At 65.7% G+C, this 16128-nt stretch carries 16 protein-coding genes; 15 read left to right on the top strand and 1 reads right to left on the bottom strand.

Going from position 1 to position 16128, the window contains the following annotated elements; all coding sequences use genetic code 11:
- Positions 1 to 55: 55 nt before the first annotated feature.
- The 11 genes from ACQPYM_RS33195 (at position 56) to ACQPYM_RS33145 (ending at position 8975) form a co-directional block, all read left to right on the top strand.
- Complete coding sequence (locus ACQPYM_RS33195) at positions 56 to 847, top strand: GntR family transcriptional regulator (RefSeq protein WP_433008393.1); 792 nt, start codon at positions 56 to 58, stop codon at positions 845 to 847.
- The gene (locus ACQPYM_RS33190) at positions 844 to 1326 is read left to right on the top strand and encodes an HIT family protein (protein WP_433008391.1); all 483 of its coding nucleotides are present in this window, start codon (positions 844 to 846) and stop codon (positions 1324 to 1326) included. Before ACQPYM_RS33195 ends, ACQPYM_RS33190 begins: the two co-directional genes overlap by 4 nt.
- Before the next feature lie 224 nt (positions 1327 to 1550).
- The gene (locus ACQPYM_RS33185; RefSeq protein ID WP_433008389.1) at positions 1551 to 1805 is read left to right on the top strand and encodes a DUF6284 family protein; all 255 of its coding nucleotides are present in this window, start codon (positions 1551 to 1553) and stop codon (positions 1803 to 1805) included.
- 65 nt (positions 1806 to 1870) lie between these two features.
- Entirely contained in the window at positions 1871 to 2041 is a 171-nt protein-coding gene (locus ACQPYM_RS33180; RefSeq protein WP_433008387.1) for a hypothetical protein, read from the top strand.
- A complete protein-coding gene (locus ACQPYM_RS33175) occupies positions 2038 to 2886 on the top strand; it encodes an ABC transporter permease (protein WP_433008385.1) in 849 nt (282 codons plus the stop codon). Before ACQPYM_RS33180 ends, ACQPYM_RS33175 begins: the two co-directional genes overlap by 4 nt.
- Before the next feature lie 3 nt (positions 2887 to 2889).
- Positions 2890 to 5130: a cell division protein FtsK gene (locus ACQPYM_RS33170; RefSeq protein ID WP_433008383.1), complete on the top strand. Its 2241-nt coding sequence runs from the start codon at positions 2890 to 2892 to the stop codon at positions 5128 to 5130.
- A gap of 212 nt (positions 5131 to 5342) precedes the next feature.
- Positions 5343 to 5714, top strand: coding sequence for a hypothetical protein (locus tag ACQPYM_RS33165; RefSeq protein WP_433008382.1), 372 nt, complete (start codon positions 5343 to 5345; stop codon positions 5712 to 5714).
- Positions 5711 to 6142, top strand: coding sequence for an RRQRL motif-containing zinc-binding protein (locus ACQPYM_RS33160; RefSeq protein WP_433008380.1), 432 nt, complete (start codon positions 5711 to 5713; stop codon positions 6140 to 6142). Before ACQPYM_RS33165 ends, ACQPYM_RS33160 begins: the two co-directional genes overlap by 4 nt.
- A gap of 27 nt (positions 6143 to 6169) precedes the next feature.
- Positions 6170 to 7042, top strand: coding sequence for a bifunctional DNA primase/polymerase (locus ACQPYM_RS33155; protein WP_433008378.1), 873 nt, complete (start codon positions 6170 to 6172; stop codon positions 7040 to 7042).
- The gene (locus tag ACQPYM_RS33150; protein WP_433008376.1) at positions 7039 to 8697 is read left to right on the top strand and encodes a YfjI family protein; all 1659 of its coding nucleotides are present in this window, start codon (positions 7039 to 7041) and stop codon (positions 8695 to 8697) included. Before ACQPYM_RS33155 ends, ACQPYM_RS33150 begins: the two co-directional genes overlap by 4 nt.
- Before the next feature lie 14 nt (positions 8698 to 8711).
- Positions 8712 to 8975, top strand: coding sequence for a hypothetical protein (locus ACQPYM_RS33145; protein ID WP_433008374.1), 264 nt, complete (start codon positions 8712 to 8714; stop codon positions 8973 to 8975).
- A 55-nt stretch (positions 8976 to 9030) separates the two neighbouring features.
- Here ACQPYM_RS33145 and ACQPYM_RS33140 read toward each other — a convergent pair whose 3' ends face one another.
- Positions 9031 to 10407 (bottom strand): recombinase family protein, encoded by a 1377-nt coding sequence (locus ACQPYM_RS33140; RefSeq protein WP_433023438.1) that lies wholly within the window; start codon positions 10405 to 10407, stop codon positions 9031 to 9033.
- 322 nt (positions 10408 to 10729) lie between these two features.
- Here ACQPYM_RS33140 and ACQPYM_RS33135 point away from each other — a divergent pair, with 322 nt between their 5' ends.
- From ACQPYM_RS33135 to ACQPYM_RS33120, 4 genes are all read left to right on the top strand, one after another.
- Positions 10730 to 11878 (top strand): DUF4062 domain-containing protein, encoded by a 1149-nt coding sequence (locus tag ACQPYM_RS33135; RefSeq protein ID WP_433008372.1) that lies wholly within the window; start codon positions 10730 to 10732, stop codon positions 11876 to 11878.
- Positions 11879 to 12019: 141 nt separating this feature from the next.
- Positions 12020 to 12283, top strand: a complete 264-nt coding sequence (locus ACQPYM_RS33130) for a hypothetical protein (protein WP_433008370.1) — start codon at positions 12020 to 12022, stop codon at positions 12281 to 12283.
- 339 nt (positions 12284 to 12622) lie between these two features.
- Complete coding sequence (locus ACQPYM_RS33125) at positions 12623 to 13618, top strand: zinc-binding dehydrogenase (RefSeq protein ID WP_433008368.1); 996 nt, start codon at positions 12623 to 12625, stop codon at positions 13616 to 13618.
- Complete coding sequence (locus tag ACQPYM_RS33120) at positions 13618 to 16128, top strand: excinuclease ABC subunit UvrA (protein WP_433008367.1); 2511 nt, start codon at positions 13618 to 13620, stop codon at positions 16126 to 16128. Before ACQPYM_RS33125 ends, ACQPYM_RS33120 begins: the two co-directional genes overlap by 1 nt.

The raw sequence follows: 16128 nt of genomic DNA, 5'->3' as shown, positions 1-16128 counted from the left end.
GGGTATACGCTAAAGGATCCTGTAGTACTAGGACCCTAAGGAGTTTGTGCGCACTATGAGCCGCGTTTCCCTGGATCCTTCGGCTGACCGCTCCCTGACCGATCAACTGGCTGACATGCTGCGGAGTGAAATCCACTCCGGGCAGCGTCAGCAGGGTAGCCAATTACCTAGCGAACGTGAATTTGAGCAGGACTACGGAATCAGCCGAACGGTAGTCCGGGACGCCTTAGATGAGCTCGTTCTTGAGGGCATCGTCGTTAAGAGAAAAGGGTATGGGTCCTTCGTGCGCGAACAACCTCCCGTTCGCCGGATTTCCTCCGATTCCCGGCATGCCGTCCACCGCAATTCAGGCAAGCCAGTATTCGACGCCGAAGCCGATATGCAGGGCAGGGTTCCATCACGGCGCATTCTGGGTGTCGAGCGTGGACCTGTCCCCTCTGACATTGCGCCTTGGCTCGCCTGCTCCCCTGGAGACGAGGTAGTCATCCGACGCCGATTGCAGTTGCTCGATGATCGGCCGGCCGTTTTATCAATGAGCTACTACCCACTCTGGTTGGCCGCTGACACCGATCTAGAGTCACCGGACGCATTGAAAGTCGGACCAGACGCGACGATTGAGAATCTGGGACACCGATTCTCATGGGGCACTGAGGTCTTTCGTGCGCGGATGCCCACCCCCCACGAGCGCCGACTGTTGCAACTCGACCCGGGCGTACCTGTAGTTCGGATGCTTCATATCGACTACGACCCGGACAACCGCCCCCTTCAGGTTGCCGATGATTTATACGCGGCAGATCAGCACGAGTTTGCATTTATATGGTCCGAGCCAGAAGGCGGTAACAAATGACCGTGCCTGAATGGCCTGCGGACTGGAGCGAGCGCATCTCAGGCGCAAGTTGCGATTTCTGCGAGAATGGCGGCCAAGACAGAAATGCCTACGGCGCACGGATCTTCTCTGGCGAATATGTCGATGGATACTTGCAAAGCGCGGATATTCAGCGTGGCTACACCCTGGCAATCTGGAAGGGCCGCCACATAGTTGAGCCGACCGAGTTGCACGACAGAGAAGCAGCGGGATTCTGGATAGAAACACTCACCGTCGCTCGCGCCTTGATGCAGTTCTACCAACCTCTCAAGATGAATTACGAAACACTCGGCAACACTAGTCCGCATCTTCACACGCACCTCTTACCGCGCTATGAGATCGATCCGCGTCCTGGGCAGCCATTTCCACTACTCCCCCAATCTGACAATGAAGTCCAGATGCCGGAAGATCGATTCGTCTCCGAAGTGACTGCCCTCCGGAAATTGCTGCAAGCTACCTAAAGCAACCCGCTCCCGAAGCCCTCGCCTCCCCCGCCACTGACGGGGATGGGGCGAGGGCTTCCGCATGCCTAGGACTACCAGTGCTTGACATCACTCCCACTGGTAGTCCTAGGATGACCAGTGGGATGACGGCCCTTCAGAACCGAACTGAGCGACGCCCCGGTGGCTGGCACCACCGAGGCGTCCGGGTCGCACTAGTCCATTCGCGTAGAGGAGCACAACCCGTGAGCATCATCCACCTTTCCCCCGTCAGCGGCGAAGAGCCGACCGCCTCCGATTTGGCGAAGATCGATCGTGAGTGGCCGCTGATCGCGGCCGAACTGGATCTGCTGGACGCGCAGATTTCCTTCATCAACGCTGGTCCGTCGCCGTGCGCGCTGGACCGTCGCCGGGTGCGCCGCGCTGAGCGGCGTGTACTGGCCGTCAGCCGCGAGCTGGCCGACGCCGACGCCGACGCCGGTTCGGAGGTTGTGGCATGAGGCGGCCGCGCAGGGTGAGTCTGTGGGATGTACAGGCCCGCCGCCTTGGCGTTGACCCGGCCGCTGTGCCAACCGAACTTGAAGCCCGTCTGGTGGCGTTGCTGGCCACCGTGACCGGTGAGGTTCCGCCCGCCGATTCAGCCGAAGCTGCGGTTGCCGCTGGCGACCTGTGGGCGCTGTCCGGCTTCCTGACCGACGCTCGCCGCGTCCTTGCAGGCAAGGAGATTGCAGCATGAGCACGCCGCTTCGCACGACCTACCCGGCCCCGGTCGAGGAACTGATCCCGGCCGCCCGCAAACTCGCTGACAAGCTCGGCAGGATCCCGTCACAGAACAAGATCAAGACCGAGCTTCGGATCGGCACGGAAAAGGCTCGTATGGTCCGTGCCGCCCTGATGGGGTTCGACTCCCAGCCCACTCCCGACCCGGCACCGGAACCGGTCGAGCCGCACTTGCGCGTAGTCGAGGACCAGACCCCGGACGCGCCCACCGAGCCCGACAACGGGCCTGACGGTGAGCCTGCCGGTAGTGGCGAGGAGATGCCCCCCGCGCCTCAGGCGGGGGCATCTCCGCAGGTCACGCCGCACACAGAACCGGACAAGACCACTGCCCCGACTGCTGCCCCAGTCCCGGCCGAGGCGGGCAAGCCGGTTCGCACCTGGCCGGTGTGGGTGCTGGCGCTGCCCGCGTTCGTCGCGGTGTGGTCGGGCTGGGTCGGACTGGGTGGGCTGACCGGGTTCGGGGTGGTCGCGCCGCTGCCCGGCATCGCTGACGGGTTCACGATCAACACCGCGATCACGCTGCCGATCGGAGTCGAGACGTACGCCGCGTTTGCGCTGCGGGTCTGGCTGTCCGGCACGGTCCCGAGCCGGGCGCGCAAGTTCGCGATGTGGTCCGCGCTCGGTTCCCTGCTGACCGGCGCGCTGGGTCAGGTGGCCTATCACCTGCTCGAAGCAGCCGGATACACGAAAGCCCCCTGGCCGATCGTCATGGCCGTTGCCTGCCTCCCGGTGGCCGTGCTCGGCATGGGTGCCGCCCTGGCCCACCTGATCCACGCCCGTCCCACCACCGAGGAGGACTGAGCGATGACCGAGCTCCCCAACGACAACGTGCCTGAGCCGATCGACCTGGACGCGCGCCGCGCTCGCCGCGACGACCCGAAGACCGACGCCACCACCACGGCCGCCGCCGATGCTGACGGCTCGACCGAGAGTGCCGGCACTTCGGTCCCGCTGTCGCCGCGTGAGGTTGAGCGGATGGACACCGCCTACGAAGTCGCGCTGGATGACGAGTCCGACACCGACCCGGGCGCGGGCAAGGTGCTGGTGCCGGTCGATCGCCCGGGACTGGCCGTGCCGGTGGCTGAAGGTGAGCGGCTGCCGATCATCCCGGTTCACCTGCTACCGGGGAACCTGCGCGGCACGATCTCGCGGGCGCTCGCCCGGTCGGGCCATGTGGCCGCGTTCCACGCCGTTCGTTCGCCCTGGTACGGGACGAAGCTGGCGTGGTTCGCCGGTCGCGGTTTCACCCGGCTGGTGCGCAACCAGATCCGCTGGTGGTGGGTGCCGAACTCGTTCTCGCTGCTGCAGAAGACTGCCGATGACTCGGCCTACAAGGAGTGGGAACGAATCCACAGGCAGGTCAAGGCAACCCGCGCGTGGCGTGGTGGCGTTCTTGCCGCTCAGAACCTGGCCGTGGCCATTGGTGCGCCGATCGCTGTGAACATGGCTCCTACGGCCGCTGTGGTCGCTGCCGGGGCCGGTGCGGTCGCTGCCCTGGCGCACTACGGCCGTCCGGCTGGTCAGACGCTGGTCGGGACAGCGGTGGTCGCTCCGCGGTTCCGCAAGCTGAACTCAGACATCGTTCTTCGTGCCTACTACGCGGCCGGTCTGGGGAACCCGGACAAGACCGACAAGCAGGTCAACTTCGGCTCAACCATGTCGCGAGACAAGTCCGACACCGGTACAGAGGTCCTGATCGACCTGCCGTGGGGTTTGGGCTGGTCAGACGTGCTGAAAGCCCGGGAGAAGATCGCTTCTGGCCTGGACGTGCACGAGCGTCAGGTGTTCCTGTCCCCGGACGATTCCTCGTCGCGCCGTCACCGGTTGTTCGTGGCCGACGTGGACCCGCTGGGCATCCCGGCCGGGCACACCGACCTGTTGGACGGCAAGCGCCGCTCGATATGGAAGCCCGTCCGGTTCGGCCTGGACGAGCGCGGCAACGTGGTCTGGCTGTCGCTGCCGTGGTTCTCCCTGCTGGTCGGAGCCCAACCCCGCAAGGGCAAAACCTTCTCTGCCCGGCTGGTCGCGCTGCACGCCGCGCTCGACCCGTACGTGAAGTTGATCGTTGTCGACGGCAAGAACTCTCCGGACTGGCTGGGCTTCAAGAAGATCGCCCACCGGATGATTTTCGGTGAGGTCCCGAACGTGAACGACCCCGACCCGATCGGGCACCTGCTCGCGTCGCTGGACGAGATCATCGCCCACATCGACACCGTCAACAGCCTGCTCACCACCCTGCCGGTCGATGTGTGCCCGGACGGGAAGCTGACCGAGGAACTGGCCCGCGACCCGCGCTATCCCGACCTTCGCGTGTGGGTGCTGGTGATGGAGGAATTCCAGAAGTACTTCGAGACCGAGGACCAGGAGGTCAACAAGCAGATTGCCCGCAAGCTGTCGCTGATCCAGGCAGTCGGCCCATCGGCTGGTGTGTGGCTGATCTCCTGCTCGCAAAAGCCTTCTGGCGTCGGTGCCGGTGACGTGGGCCGGTTGTTCAACCGGTTCCGCGACAACCACACGCTGCGGTTCGCGCTGCGCTGCGGTAACCGTGACGTGTCCATGGCCGTCCTGGGTGGCGACGCCTACCAGGAAGGCTTCGACGCCTCCACACTGCCGCTGGGCGACAAGTTCCGGGGAGTCGGCTACCTGTACGGCGCGGACGACCACCCGCCGACAGTGCGCACCTACCTGGCCGACGCCAAGGACGCCGACAAGATCCTCACCGCTGCCCGCAAGCACCGCGAGGCGATGAACCTGCTCACCGGCGAGGCAGCAGGCGAGCAGATCGAGCGGGCAAGCCGCGACGTGCTGGCCGACATCCTCACCGTGCTGGGTGCCGACACCGCCGCGCACTGGGAGGCGATCGCCGGACGGCTCGCCGAGCAGATGCCCGAGCAGTACGAGGGCACGACGCCGGAGGCGATCTCGGCTCAGGCCCGCGCGCTCAACGTCCCCAGCCGGGACGTGAAGCGCGACGGCGTCAACCGCAAGGGTGCCCGCGCCGACGACATCCGCAAGGCGATCGAGCGCCGCGACGCGGGCAGCTAACCCAGATGCCGGCAATCACCACGATCTACAGACAGTAACCAACTCAACAGGGGTCGCGGGACGGTTCAGGTAGCGCGCCCAGCGCTACCGGTAGCGGCAACGCTACCCGCCCCGCTACCCCACAACTCCACCCTGACCAGGCCGTATATCCGCAGGTATCGGGTCGCGGCTCAGGCTCCTCACGCCCAAAAACAGCCCTCTGGAGGCTTTTCATGCTCTCCCCCTCCGCTACCTCTACCCTCGCCGCCGCTACCCACGGTAGCGGGCAGGGTAGCGCCCTCGTCGGCCTGTCCGGCGAGCTGGCAGCCACCGCCCACACCATCGCTCAAGCCGCTGTCGTGGCACTCATCGTGACCGGCGTCGCCGCGTTCTACCTGCTCACCTGTCTGGTCTGGCCGTTCGGCAAGTGCCGCCGCTGCCACGGCGAGGGCAAGTTCAAATCCCCGCTCGGCAGCGCCTACCGCCACTGCGGCCGGTGCCGTGGCTCCGGGCTGCGGCTGCGGCTCGGCCGCCACGTCGTCAACCACATCCGCGCCACCCGAGGGGCGGGCACCAACACCGTCAGCAAAGGCAACAAGAAGTGACCCGCCGCCTGATGGACAAGGCGAGTCTGCACCCGGCACGGGCGCGCTGGATCACCTTGTGGAACGACAAACAAGCCCTCGGCTGGGACCACCATGGCACCCCAGTGTTCAAGTTCAAGTGGGCACCCGCAGGACTCGCCACCCGCCGCCAACTCCGCGCAATGCGCATGTGCCCGGGCGGACACGAGCCCTACGCCCTGCTCGTGTGGCGCAACGGGCAGCGCTGGGCATACCTGTACCGGCTCGATCTCGCCCGGCCGTCACGCGTGCCGTCACCGGCCCAGTTGAACGCCCTCGACAAGGCCATGCAAGCCCGCCGCACCTGCGGGCAGTGCGGCCGGGTCACCGACTACTGCATCCCCACCTCAGACGGCCGCTGCGACCTGTGCATCGCGGCCTACGCCGACCGCTACAACACCGCCGCCTGACTCCGAATCCCTCGAGGGGAGAACGCGATGAGCGACATCCTGACCACCGCCCTGGACGCCGCCGAACACGGCTGGCCAGTGTTCATGCTCGGACGCTCCAAGCGACCCGTAGCCAACTGCGACGACTGCCCGCCCGACGCGCACGACCCGGCGACCTGCGGACACCTGACCTGCCACGGCTTCTACGCCGCCGCCACCGACCCGGCCCGCGTCGCCGCGATCGTCGCGGCCGTCCCGCGCGGACAACTCGCCGTACGAACCGGTGTCGTGTCCGGGCTAGCGGTGGTCGATGTAGACCCCGCACACGGCGGCGACCACAGCCTCTCCGGCCTGATGACTGAGCGGCTGGTGCCGCGCACCCTGCACGTTCACACCGGCTCTGGTGGCCTGCACCTGTACTACCGCCACCCCGGACAGCACATTGCGTCCCGGCCGATGCCGAACCGGCCCGGAATCGATGTGAAGGCAGACGGCGGCTACGTCGTCCTTCCGCCCTCGATCCACCACCGCACCGGCCGCGCCTACCGATGGGGCATCGCACACGAGCTCGAAGAGATGCCCCCCGCCCTCGTCGAGGCCTGCCTGCCGCCTATGCCGGCACTTTCGCCCGCCCCGCCGACCACCCCAACCACCACGATTCCGGGCGGGGGCATCTCCCACCCCGACAAGCTCCTCAGCGCCCACATCGACGCCGTACGCCACGCCCCCAAGGGCAAGCGCCGAACCACCCTCTACGGGGCCGCTAGAGGCGTTGCGCGGATGGTCGCGGCCGGAGTCATCGACCAAGCCGACGCCGTCGCCGCGCTCACCTACGCAGGTCACGTTGCCGCGCAAAGCGACCGAGACATCCGAGCCGCCATTACCGGCGGATTCCGTGACGAAGGGATCGCCGCCGCATGAGCGCCGAGCACCTGCCCGACTGGCTCCCACCCCTCGAAGAGCCACCCGAAGACCCCTGGGAAACCGAGCCGATCATCCCACCGACACCGCTCAGGCCAACCCAAAATCTTCAGCACACACCCATGCATCACGACCCGATGGGCACGCCTGCCACCGTTGCGGCCGGGCCCGTGTGGGACGGCGAACCGGTGCCGCTGAGGACTGACCGGCTGCTACGGCCGTTCCCGGTAGACACCTTCCCTGGCTGGCTGGCCGACCACGTTCACGCGGTGGCCGAAGCGACCCAGACACCGGCCGACCTGGCCGGGTCGGTGGCACTGGCCTGCTTGTCCACGGCGGCCGGTGGCAAGGTGCTCGTGCAAGTCGATCGGTCCTGGGTCGAGCCCGTCAACCTCTACACCGTCACTGCACTGCCGCCCGGGTCGCGCAAGTCGCCGGTGTTCCGCGCGATGACCGGCCCGCTCAACGACGCCGAACAGGCGCTGCGCGAGACCACCGCAGAGCAGCGCGTCGAAGCCGAACTAGCCTCCCGGATCGCCCTGGCCCGCGCCGAAGACCTTGCTAAGAAGGCCGAACGCGCCACCGCCAACCCGCAAGAGGCTCTGGCCGACGCGACCGAGGCAGCCAAGGAAGCCGCGGGAATCGTGGTGCCCGCGCTGCCGCAACTGATGACCGACGACGTGACGCCGGAAGCGTGCGTGTCCCTCATGGCCAACCACGACGGCCGGATCGCTGTCCTGTCGGCCGAGGGCGATGTGTTCGCCACCCTCACCGGCACCCGCTATTCGGCCGCGCCCAACCTCGGAGTGTTCCTCAAAGGCCACGCAGGCGACCCGATCCAAGTCGATCGCAAAGGCCGCGAGTCCGAGTCGATCGAACGACCCGCGCTCACGCTCGGAGTCACCACCCAACCCGGCACCCTGCAAGGACTCGCAGCCCAACCCGGCTTCCGCGACCGAGGCGTCATCGCCCGCATCCTCTACAGCCTGCCCGTCAACACCGTCGGCACCCGCAACAACCAAGCCGAACCCGTCCCCGAACCCATCGAACAGACCTACCGCGACACTCTCCGCACCCTCGTCCTGCTCCTGGCCGACCACGACACCCCGCACCTGCTCACCCTCACCCCCGACGCCCGCCAGATCCTGCTCGACTTCCAAGACTGGATCGAACCCCGCCTCCACCCCCGCACCGGGCAACTCGCCACCGTCACCGACTGGGCCTCCAAGCTCGCCGGAGCCGTCGTCCGCCTCGCCGCCCTGCTCCACCTGGCCCACACCTTCACCACCGGCTACGCCACCCCCATCACCGCCGACACCATGCATGCCGCCGAACGCATCGGCCGCTACTACCTCGACCACGCCCTGGCCGTCTACGACCTCATGGGCCGCTCCGACCCCGACCTAGACGACGCCCGCGAAGTACTCGACTGGATCACCAAGCACTGCCACAAAACCGGCCGCGACACCTTCACCCAACGCGACCTACTCCGCGCCAAAAACGGCCGAACCGGACTCAACACCGCCGCCGCCCTCGAAACCCCGCTGCGCGTACTCACCGACCACGGCTACATCCGACTCCGCGAAAACAAGCCCGGACGAGGCCGCCCCTCCATCGCCTTCGACGTCCACCCCGCCACCCTCCAAACCCCCTGACAAAAATGACAAAAATGACGAAACCCAACTTCTGTCATTTTTGTCATTTTTGTCAGGGCATCATCGACACAGGGAGACCTAGCACTGTGAGCCAAGTGATGGCCGATGAGTTGGCAGCCCACATCGCGGCTGTTGTAGCAGCCGCCCCGCCGCTGACTGAGGAGCAGTTGAGGACGATCGTCTCGCTACTCGCTCCGAAGAACACGACCGCGCAGATGCGCACGCGCACCGCGCGTGACAAGCGCGATCGCATCTACGGCGATTCCCGCGCCGCATAGCGGTCACCAACAAAGCAGGTCCGGTCCCTCGCTCTGGGGCCGGACCTGCTTGTCTTTATGCCAGGCTATTCGCGCCATTCCAGTGAATCGGAACAGTCGCCGGGTTGAACCTTCTGTCACCGTGCTTGCCGGGTCGGAGGATCACCGTCATGAGGCTGTCAAGCACGGTTCTTTGTGCCATAAGCGTCAGGTCATCGAATGCGGCGGCCGGGTCGGGTCGGCTTAATAGTTCGACCAGGGGAGCAGTGCCGCTAATGGCTGCAAGTCGCCGCTCGATATCCTGAAGCTCGACCCGAATCTTCTCAGTCGCGACTGAATAGCGGCGACCGTCGATGTGTCCGGCGTCGTAGTCGTTCTCTATAAGCTCAAGCCTCGCTCTAAGCGCCCTGGATTCCGCTTCAAGCGGTGTGGCCGACTCTGCCGGTGCGCGGCGCATTCGTGCCAGAACATCGGTCAGGCTGAGTCGCGCTTTGATGACTGAAATCACGTACGCGTCTACGGGAGCTATGGAGCGGACCAGGCACGCGTTCGGGCAGCGGTATCGGTTGCCGGACCAGGCGTAGATCCGTGAGCCGCAATCACAGCACAGGAAGAGACCACTTCCTAAGTGGCGGCGATGAGTGCCGATTTTGTTCGTCTTCCGACGTGGATCAGCTAATCGCGCTTGCACCAAGGCGAATTGGTCTTCTGAAACCAGAGGCTCCCAGTTGCCGGGTTTTCCTGTAACTTCACCCTTGTATATCGCCAGTCCTGCATATCGAGGATTGCGAAGGATTGAAGAAATAGAGGAGTAGTTCCAACGACCACCACGCCGCGTCTTTATTCCCTCCGCTTCGAATCGTGCAGCGATACCTTTCAGTGATTCGCCATGGCTGAACTCTTCGAATATGCGCCTAATAAGAACTGCCTCAGATTCCACAATCTCGCCCGTCGTGGTGTATCCGGTCAACCGGACTCCCAAGGGAGGGCGACCCATATCTGCGCGCTGTTGCAGGGCGCGTTTTTGTCGAGCACTTTTGCGATCTACCTCGCCGCGAGCTACGGCGAGTTTGATTCGAGCGAAAAGCATGCCTCCATCCGTAGAGAGATCCGCCTCGCCGTTTGCGGTGACGATGACCAATTGCCCTGTCTTCGCTCGATCAATCCAGTCTTCGAGTTGCCGAGGCTGACGCGTCAGTCGGTCAAGGTCATAGCAAGCCAGTGCATCAAATGATCCGGCGTCGTATGCGCTAATCAGGGCGTCGTAACCCGGACGCTTTTTCCGCTCATCGCTGGCGCTTACGCTGTTGTCGACGAACTCACCAACGATCGTCCATCCTCGCTCGTCGCAGATCCGGAGGCAGTCCTCCCGCTGGCGATCGATGGCCAGCATCTCCCCAGTAGCGTCCAGGCTGATGCGCAGATACAGGGCGGCTCGGCGGCTCGGCTGCATGATCACACGTTGGATCGTAGCGTAACTGGGTCGAGTTCCGCTTCAACGTCTAATCCGGGCGTTACTGCGGTGACCGGGGGGCCTCCCAGCGTGCACAGCGCTCATCAGAAATACAGCAAAAAGAGCTTAATGCCTGCTTCCCGAGCCTAGTATCTCGAGATCGGGGTCACCTGCAGGGAGTCAATGCCGTGACCTTTAGCGGTATGCCCAGCTAATGCAAGCATTGGGTCTTGCGGGCCGTTGTATCGGCCACGTCCGTTCATCCCGCGCAGGGCTGGTCATCCTGACCGGGGATGGCGGAGACATCCTGCATACTGGTCAGATGCGGGTCTTCATCAGCAGTGTCCGCCGGGGGCTGGAGTCGGAGCGGGATGCCCTACCTGGCCTGCTGATCGCGACCGGCTTCGAGCCCGCGCGGTTCGAGGACTTCGGCGCCTTGCCCACACCCAGTCGGGAGGCCTGCGTTCGTGGCGTCCAGGCCAGCGACGTCTACCTTTTGCTCCTGGGGCCGGCCTATGGCGACCCGCTCCCTGAGACGGGCCAGTCTCCCACCGAGGATGAGTGGGTAGCGGCCATCACTAAGGGCATGCCGAAACTGGTGTTTCGGAAGGCGGGCATCGACGCCACCACTGAGCCTCGGCAGAGGACCTTCATCGAGAAGGTAGGCGACTACGCATCCGGGATCTTCTACGCGACCTTCTCCGACACTACCGACCTGCAGAGGAAGGTTGTCGAAGCCCTACGCCGTCTCGCTGCCGCACCCAGCCCACTGACGTACGAGACACTCCCGCACGATCAGACGCCAACATTCTCGTGGCGGGACGACTGGCGGAAGCCCCAGGACACCACCTGGAGCGGTCAGAGCAGCGGACTCGGCATGGTCGAGCTTCACATCGTGCCGCTCGACGGTGGCGGTCGGCCAGGGCGAATAATGCGTGCCATCAGCGACACCCTGGTGACCCGGCTTCGTGAGTTCGGGGCGCTGTCGACCCATCAGGGTGTCGAACCGCGAACGTCGAATACCGAAGCGGTCATCGAACTCCCGCCACCGCCGCGCGGAGGCTCGGGTATCGGTACGACCCATCCTGCTCAGCTGCGCGGCGTTCGCCTAGTCGCAGCCGGACAGTTGTCAGTGTGGTGGACCCTGCCAGGCGATTCGATGGCTGCAATCCTGGACCCCGACGAACTGGTCACGACCACCGCATTCCACCTCCGGTTGGCCGGCGCCCTCGGCGTGCTTGATGGAGGCCGCTTTGCAATCGCTATCGGGCTCAGCGGCGGCAACATGATCACCGAGGGAAAGGTGACCGGCGTCGCCCGCTCGTCGGTGAGCTACGCGATGAACAGCGACGAGCATGTCCATGTCGTCCCGGACGAAACCGTATCGGCGGCCGCGTTCGACCTGGGTGCAGACGAGGTCGCCCGCAACCTCGTCGGGGCGCTCATCCAGGAGTTTCACGGTCGCCGCTGAGCCATCTTGTGCCTGGGGGCCGACTGTCACCCACGCTAGCAGGCGGCGGAGTTGCCTGCTGACGTTCCGCTATTCACTATTCTCCGCGGTTCTCGGATAGTAGGACGTACGTCACCCCTCAAATGTTCGTAGGTCGAACAGGTGACGAAGGAGGAGCCGGTGAGTGATCAATACCGCGTCCGGGTCAAGTTTATCTGCCGCTCGGGCCATGAGCATATGATGTGCATCCCGATCGACCGGGGTCTGCCCCCGGAGCTTCGATGCCCCCCTGAGCAGCAGCAGGGTTTCGGCGGCGGGGGCGAAGGTTGCCCCCTCCCACCTGATTATGAGGCCAGGATTGATTACGAGCTGGGACGCAATCTGCAAGAGAGCAAGCGCCGGGGATTCGTGCTGATCGAGGGGTGATGTCGGGCGTCCTTGAGACCGCGAGTCCTCCTGCGCGCGGGTGGTACGAGCGGCGTGGGTGACGTTCGACAAGGGTGGGTGGAGCGTCACCGAGACGGCGTTCCGTCGTCAACTCCTGACCCAGCCGAGCACGAACTCGTCCGACCTTTACGGTGCGGCCCGGGGCAGGTAGAGGTCGTGTCACCTGGTGACTAGCGGGTGTCCGCTGGTAACTGCCAGATGGGCTGGATTCCGGGCAACGATAGGGAGGTGCTGCGGCAGTCGGTTGCCGTGGGTGCCTGACCGGAGGGAATTGTTGTGGGAGAGCGGGGAGTTGCCGGAGGGTCGGCTGCGGCGACTATGCGGGCTGTTGTTGTCGGTGAGACCGGTGGTTTGGATGCGCTTCGGTTGAGCACGGTGCCGTTGCCCGAGTCGCCGCCCGGATGGGTGCGCATCAAGGTGAAGGCGTTCGGTGTCAACGAATCTGAGGTCACCACTCGCAAAGGCGAGTCGGACGGTGAGGTGACGTATCCGCGGGTCCCCGGCATCGAGGGCGTAGGGATCGTCGACCTGGCCCCCGAGGGTAGTGGGCTGCGGGTGGGGCAGCGGGTGGCGACGATGATGGGTGGGATGGGGCGGTCGTTTGACGGTTCCTATGCGCAGTACGTGGTTGTGCCGGTTGATCAGGTCATCTCGTTTGAGACCAGGCTGCCTTGGGATGTGGTTGGGGCGTTGCCGGAGATGTTTCAGACTGCCTACGGGTCGCTGGACAAGGGGCTGAAACTCGAGGCCGGGCAGACGGTGCTGATTCGCGGTGGTACCTCGACCGTGGGGCTGAGTGCGGCGGCGATGGCGAAAGGGCTCGGAGCGACCGTGATCGCTACCACGCGCGACGCCAACCGGATCGATGAACTGCTGGCGATGGGTGTCGATCACCCGATCGTGGATAACGGGGAGATCGCCGGGAAGGTTCGGGAGATTGCCCCGGACGGCGTGGATGCCGCGCTGGAGTTGGTGGGTTGCTCGGTGCTGGCTGACACGCTCGGGTGCGTGCGCGTCTACGGCACGGTCTGCTTCACCGGAGCGCTGGCGGGTGCGTGGACGCTGCCCGACTTCTCCCCGTTCCTGATCCCCACCGGAGTACGGCTGACCAGCTACGCGGGCGGGGCCAGGGACTTGCCTGCGCGGGTGTTCCAGGAGCAGTTGGACGCCATCGCCGATGGGCGGCTCAAGGCCCCGGTCGCGAAGGTCTACCACGGTCTGGAGCAGGTCCGCGAGGCTCACGCCGCCATCGAGGCCGGCACCAGCCCGGGCAAGCACGTAGTACTGCTCGACAATCCGGGAAGGACCGAGTAGTGAGCAACACAGCCACAGCGCCGGATGCGATCAAGGTGCACCGGGCGCGGGTGCACAACCTGAAGAACATCGACGTCACGGTGCCGTTGGGGAAGCTTGTTGCGATCGCCGGAGTCTCCGGCTCGGGCAAGTCCTCGCTTGCTCTCGGGGTCCTGTACGCCGAGGGGTCCCGTCGCTACCTGGAAGCCTTGTCCACCTACACCCGGCGCCGCCTGACCCAGGCTGGCCGCGCGGCCGTGGACAGCGTTGAACACGTGCCTGCCGCGCTCGCACTACGCCAGCGACCCAGCATCCCCGGCGTCCGCAGTACGTTCGGTACCTCGACCGAACTGCTCAACAGCCTCCGCCTGATCTACTCCCGGCTCGGGCACCACCAATGCCCCAACGGCCACCGCCTCGAACCCACCATGGACGTCGCCCTCGACCTGCCGCTGACCTGTCCGGTCTGCGAGGTGGTGTTCGGACCGCCGGGCGCCGAGTCGTACGCCTTCAACAGCGACGGAGCCTGCCCCCGCTGCAGCGGCACCGGGACCATCCGCGATGTCGACGACGACTCGCTCGTCCCCGACCCGTCGCGCAGCATCGACGAGGGCGCGGTCGTTCCCTGGTCGATGTTCGGGCTGGCCGCCATTCCGAAGGTGGTCGCCGAGCTCGGCGTACGGACCGACGTGCCGTTCGCGGAGCTGACGAAGAAGGAACGGGCGGTCGTCTTCGAGGGGGAGCCGGTCAAGCGGCGGATCGTCTACCCGGCCAAGAACGGCAAACTCTTCGAGTTGAACGCCAGCTACCGCAACGCCCGCCAGGCGGTCGAGCAAGCACTGAAGAACGCCACGACCGCCAAAGGCCTGGACCGCGTCGACCGGTTCCTGTCCGTCCAGACCTGCCCGGACTGCCACGGCACGCGGCTCAGTGAGCTGGCCCGGTCCACCCTCGTCGACGGCATCAACCTCGCCGAGGCCACCGCCAAGTCACTCGACGACGTCGCCGCGTGGGTCCAGAAGATCCCCGCCACGATGCCGGGACCGATGACCGCGATGGCCGACAGCATCGTGGTCCAGATGGTCGAGACCGCCCAGCGCCTGATCGAACTCGGCCTCGGCTACCTCACCCTCGACCGTGCCTCGTCGACCCTGTCCACCGGTGAACGTCAGCGCGTCGCCCTGTCCCGTGCTGTGCGCAACCGCACCACAGGTGTCCTGTACGTCCTCGACGAGCCCTCGATCGGCCTGCACCCGGCCAATGTCGACGGCCTGTTGAGCGTCATCCGCAGCCTCCTTGCCGACGGCAACTCTGTGGTCGTCGTCGACCACGACACCCAGCTACTGCGACAAGCCGACTGGCTGATCGAGATCGGACCGGGCTCCGGCCGCGACGGTGGCACTGTCATCGCCGCCGGCACCCTCGACGACGTCGCTCGTTCCAGCGACTCCCGGATCGCCGGGTTCCTCACCGGGCGCGAGGACGTGGTCGTCCGCGCCCGCCCCGATCCGGACGAGGTCTTCGAACTCGGCCGGGTCCACCTGCGCACCGACCCGCTGCACACCGTCCATGCCCTCGACCTCGACCTCCCGCGCGGCCGAATGATCGCCGTGACCGGAGCCTCCGGTTCAGGTAAGACCACCCTTGTCCTGGAGAGCCTGGTCCCGGCATTGAAAGCGCATGCGGCCGGCAACCAACTTCCCGCTCACGTCCGCAAGCTCACCCCCGACGGCATCACCCGGGTCAACGTCGTCGACGCCGCCCCGATCGGCATCAACGTACGCTCCACCGTCGCGACGTACAGCGGCGTCCTGGACGAGCTGCGCCGCGCGTACGCCGCCACCCCCGCGGCGAAGGAACGCGGCCTGAAGGCAGGCGACTTCTCCTACAACACCGGCAGCCTGCGCTGCCCGACCTGTGAGGGCACCGGCCAGATCGAGCTCGACGTCCAGTTCCTGCCCGATGTCGACATCATCTGTCCCGACTGCGAGGGAAGGCGCTATGCCCCGGCCGCCGACGCCATTCGGCGTACCGTCGGCGAAGACGAGGGCCTGACCCTGCCCGAACTGCTGGCCTGCACCGTTGCCCAGGGCATCGAGTACGCGGGCGACCTGAAGAAGGTCCGCTCCCGCCTGGAAACGCTGCAGGAGCTCGGCCTTGGTTACCTCACCCTCGGCGAGGCCACGCCGGCCCTCTCGGGCGGCGAGGCGCAGCGGCTCAAGCTCGCCTCCGAACTCGACCGCGACCAGCACGACGCCCTGTTCGTCCTGGACGAACCCAGCGTCGGCCTGCATCCCCTCGACGTACGCGTCCTGCTCGGCGTCCTGCAGCGGCTGGTCGACAACGGCGCCACCGTCCTCTTCATCGAGCACGACCTCGACCTGATCGCCAACGCCGACCACGTCATCGACCTCGGTCCTGGCGGCGGCGCTGACGGCGGGCGCATCACCGCGACAGGTAATCCCGAGGAGGTCGCTCAGACCCCCGACAGCGTCACCGGCCGGTACTTGCGTGAGCACCTCCGAGCCTGA

This window comes from Kribbella sp. CA-294648 (genome assembly GCF_050943845.1).
Classification (GTDB): Bacteria; Actinomycetota; Actinomycetes; order Propionibacteriales; family Kribbellaceae; genus Kribbella.
Note: the sequence above shows the minus strand (reverse complement) of the source record. Positions and strands in the feature narration are given on the sequence as shown.

What these genes read in the sequence shown, in the direction of transcription:
- ACQPYM_RS33195 (WP_433008393.1), top strand. Translation starts at nt 56, where the DNA reads ATGAGCCGCGTTTCCCTGGATCCTTCGGCTGACCGCTCCCTGACCGAT.
- ACQPYM_RS33190 (WP_433008391.1), top strand. Translation starts at nt 844, where the DNA reads ATGACCGTGCCTGAATGGCCTGCGGACTGGAGCGAGCGCATCTCAGGC.
- ACQPYM_RS33175 (WP_433008385.1), top strand. Translation starts at nt 2,038, where the DNA reads ATGAGCACGCCGCTTCGCACGACCTACCCGGCCCCGGTCGAGGAACTG.
- ACQPYM_RS33170 (WP_433008383.1), top strand. Translation starts at nt 2,890, where the DNA reads ATGACCGAGCTCCCCAACGACAACGTGCCTGAGCCGATCGACCTGGAC.
- ACQPYM_RS33165 (WP_433008382.1), top strand. Translation starts at nt 5,343, where the DNA reads ATGCTCTCCCCCTCCGCTACCTCTACCCTCGCCGCCGCTACCCACGGT.
- ACQPYM_RS33155 (WP_433008378.1), top strand. Translation starts at nt 6,170, where the DNA reads ATGAGCGACATCCTGACCACCGCCCTGGACGCCGCCGAACACGGCTGG.
- ACQPYM_RS33150 (WP_433008376.1), top strand. Translation starts at nt 7,039, where the DNA reads ATGAGCGCCGAGCACCTGCCCGACTGGCTCCCACCCCTCGAAGAGCCA.
- ACQPYM_RS33145 (WP_433008374.1), top strand. Translation starts at nt 8,712, where the DNA reads ATGACGAAACCCAACTTCTGTCATTTTTGTCATTTTTGTCAGGGCATC.
- ACQPYM_RS33140 (WP_433023438.1), bottom strand. Translation starts at nt 10,407, where the DNA reads ATGCAGCCGAGCCGCCGAGCCGCCCTGTATCTGCGCATCAGCCTGGAC.
- ACQPYM_RS33135 (WP_433008372.1), top strand. Translation starts at nt 10,730, where the DNA reads ATGCGGGTCTTCATCAGCAGTGTCCGCCGGGGGCTGGAGTCGGAGCGG.
- ACQPYM_RS33125 (WP_433008368.1), top strand. Translation starts at nt 12,623, where the DNA reads ATGCGGGCTGTTGTTGTCGGTGAGACCGGTGGTTTGGATGCGCTTCGG.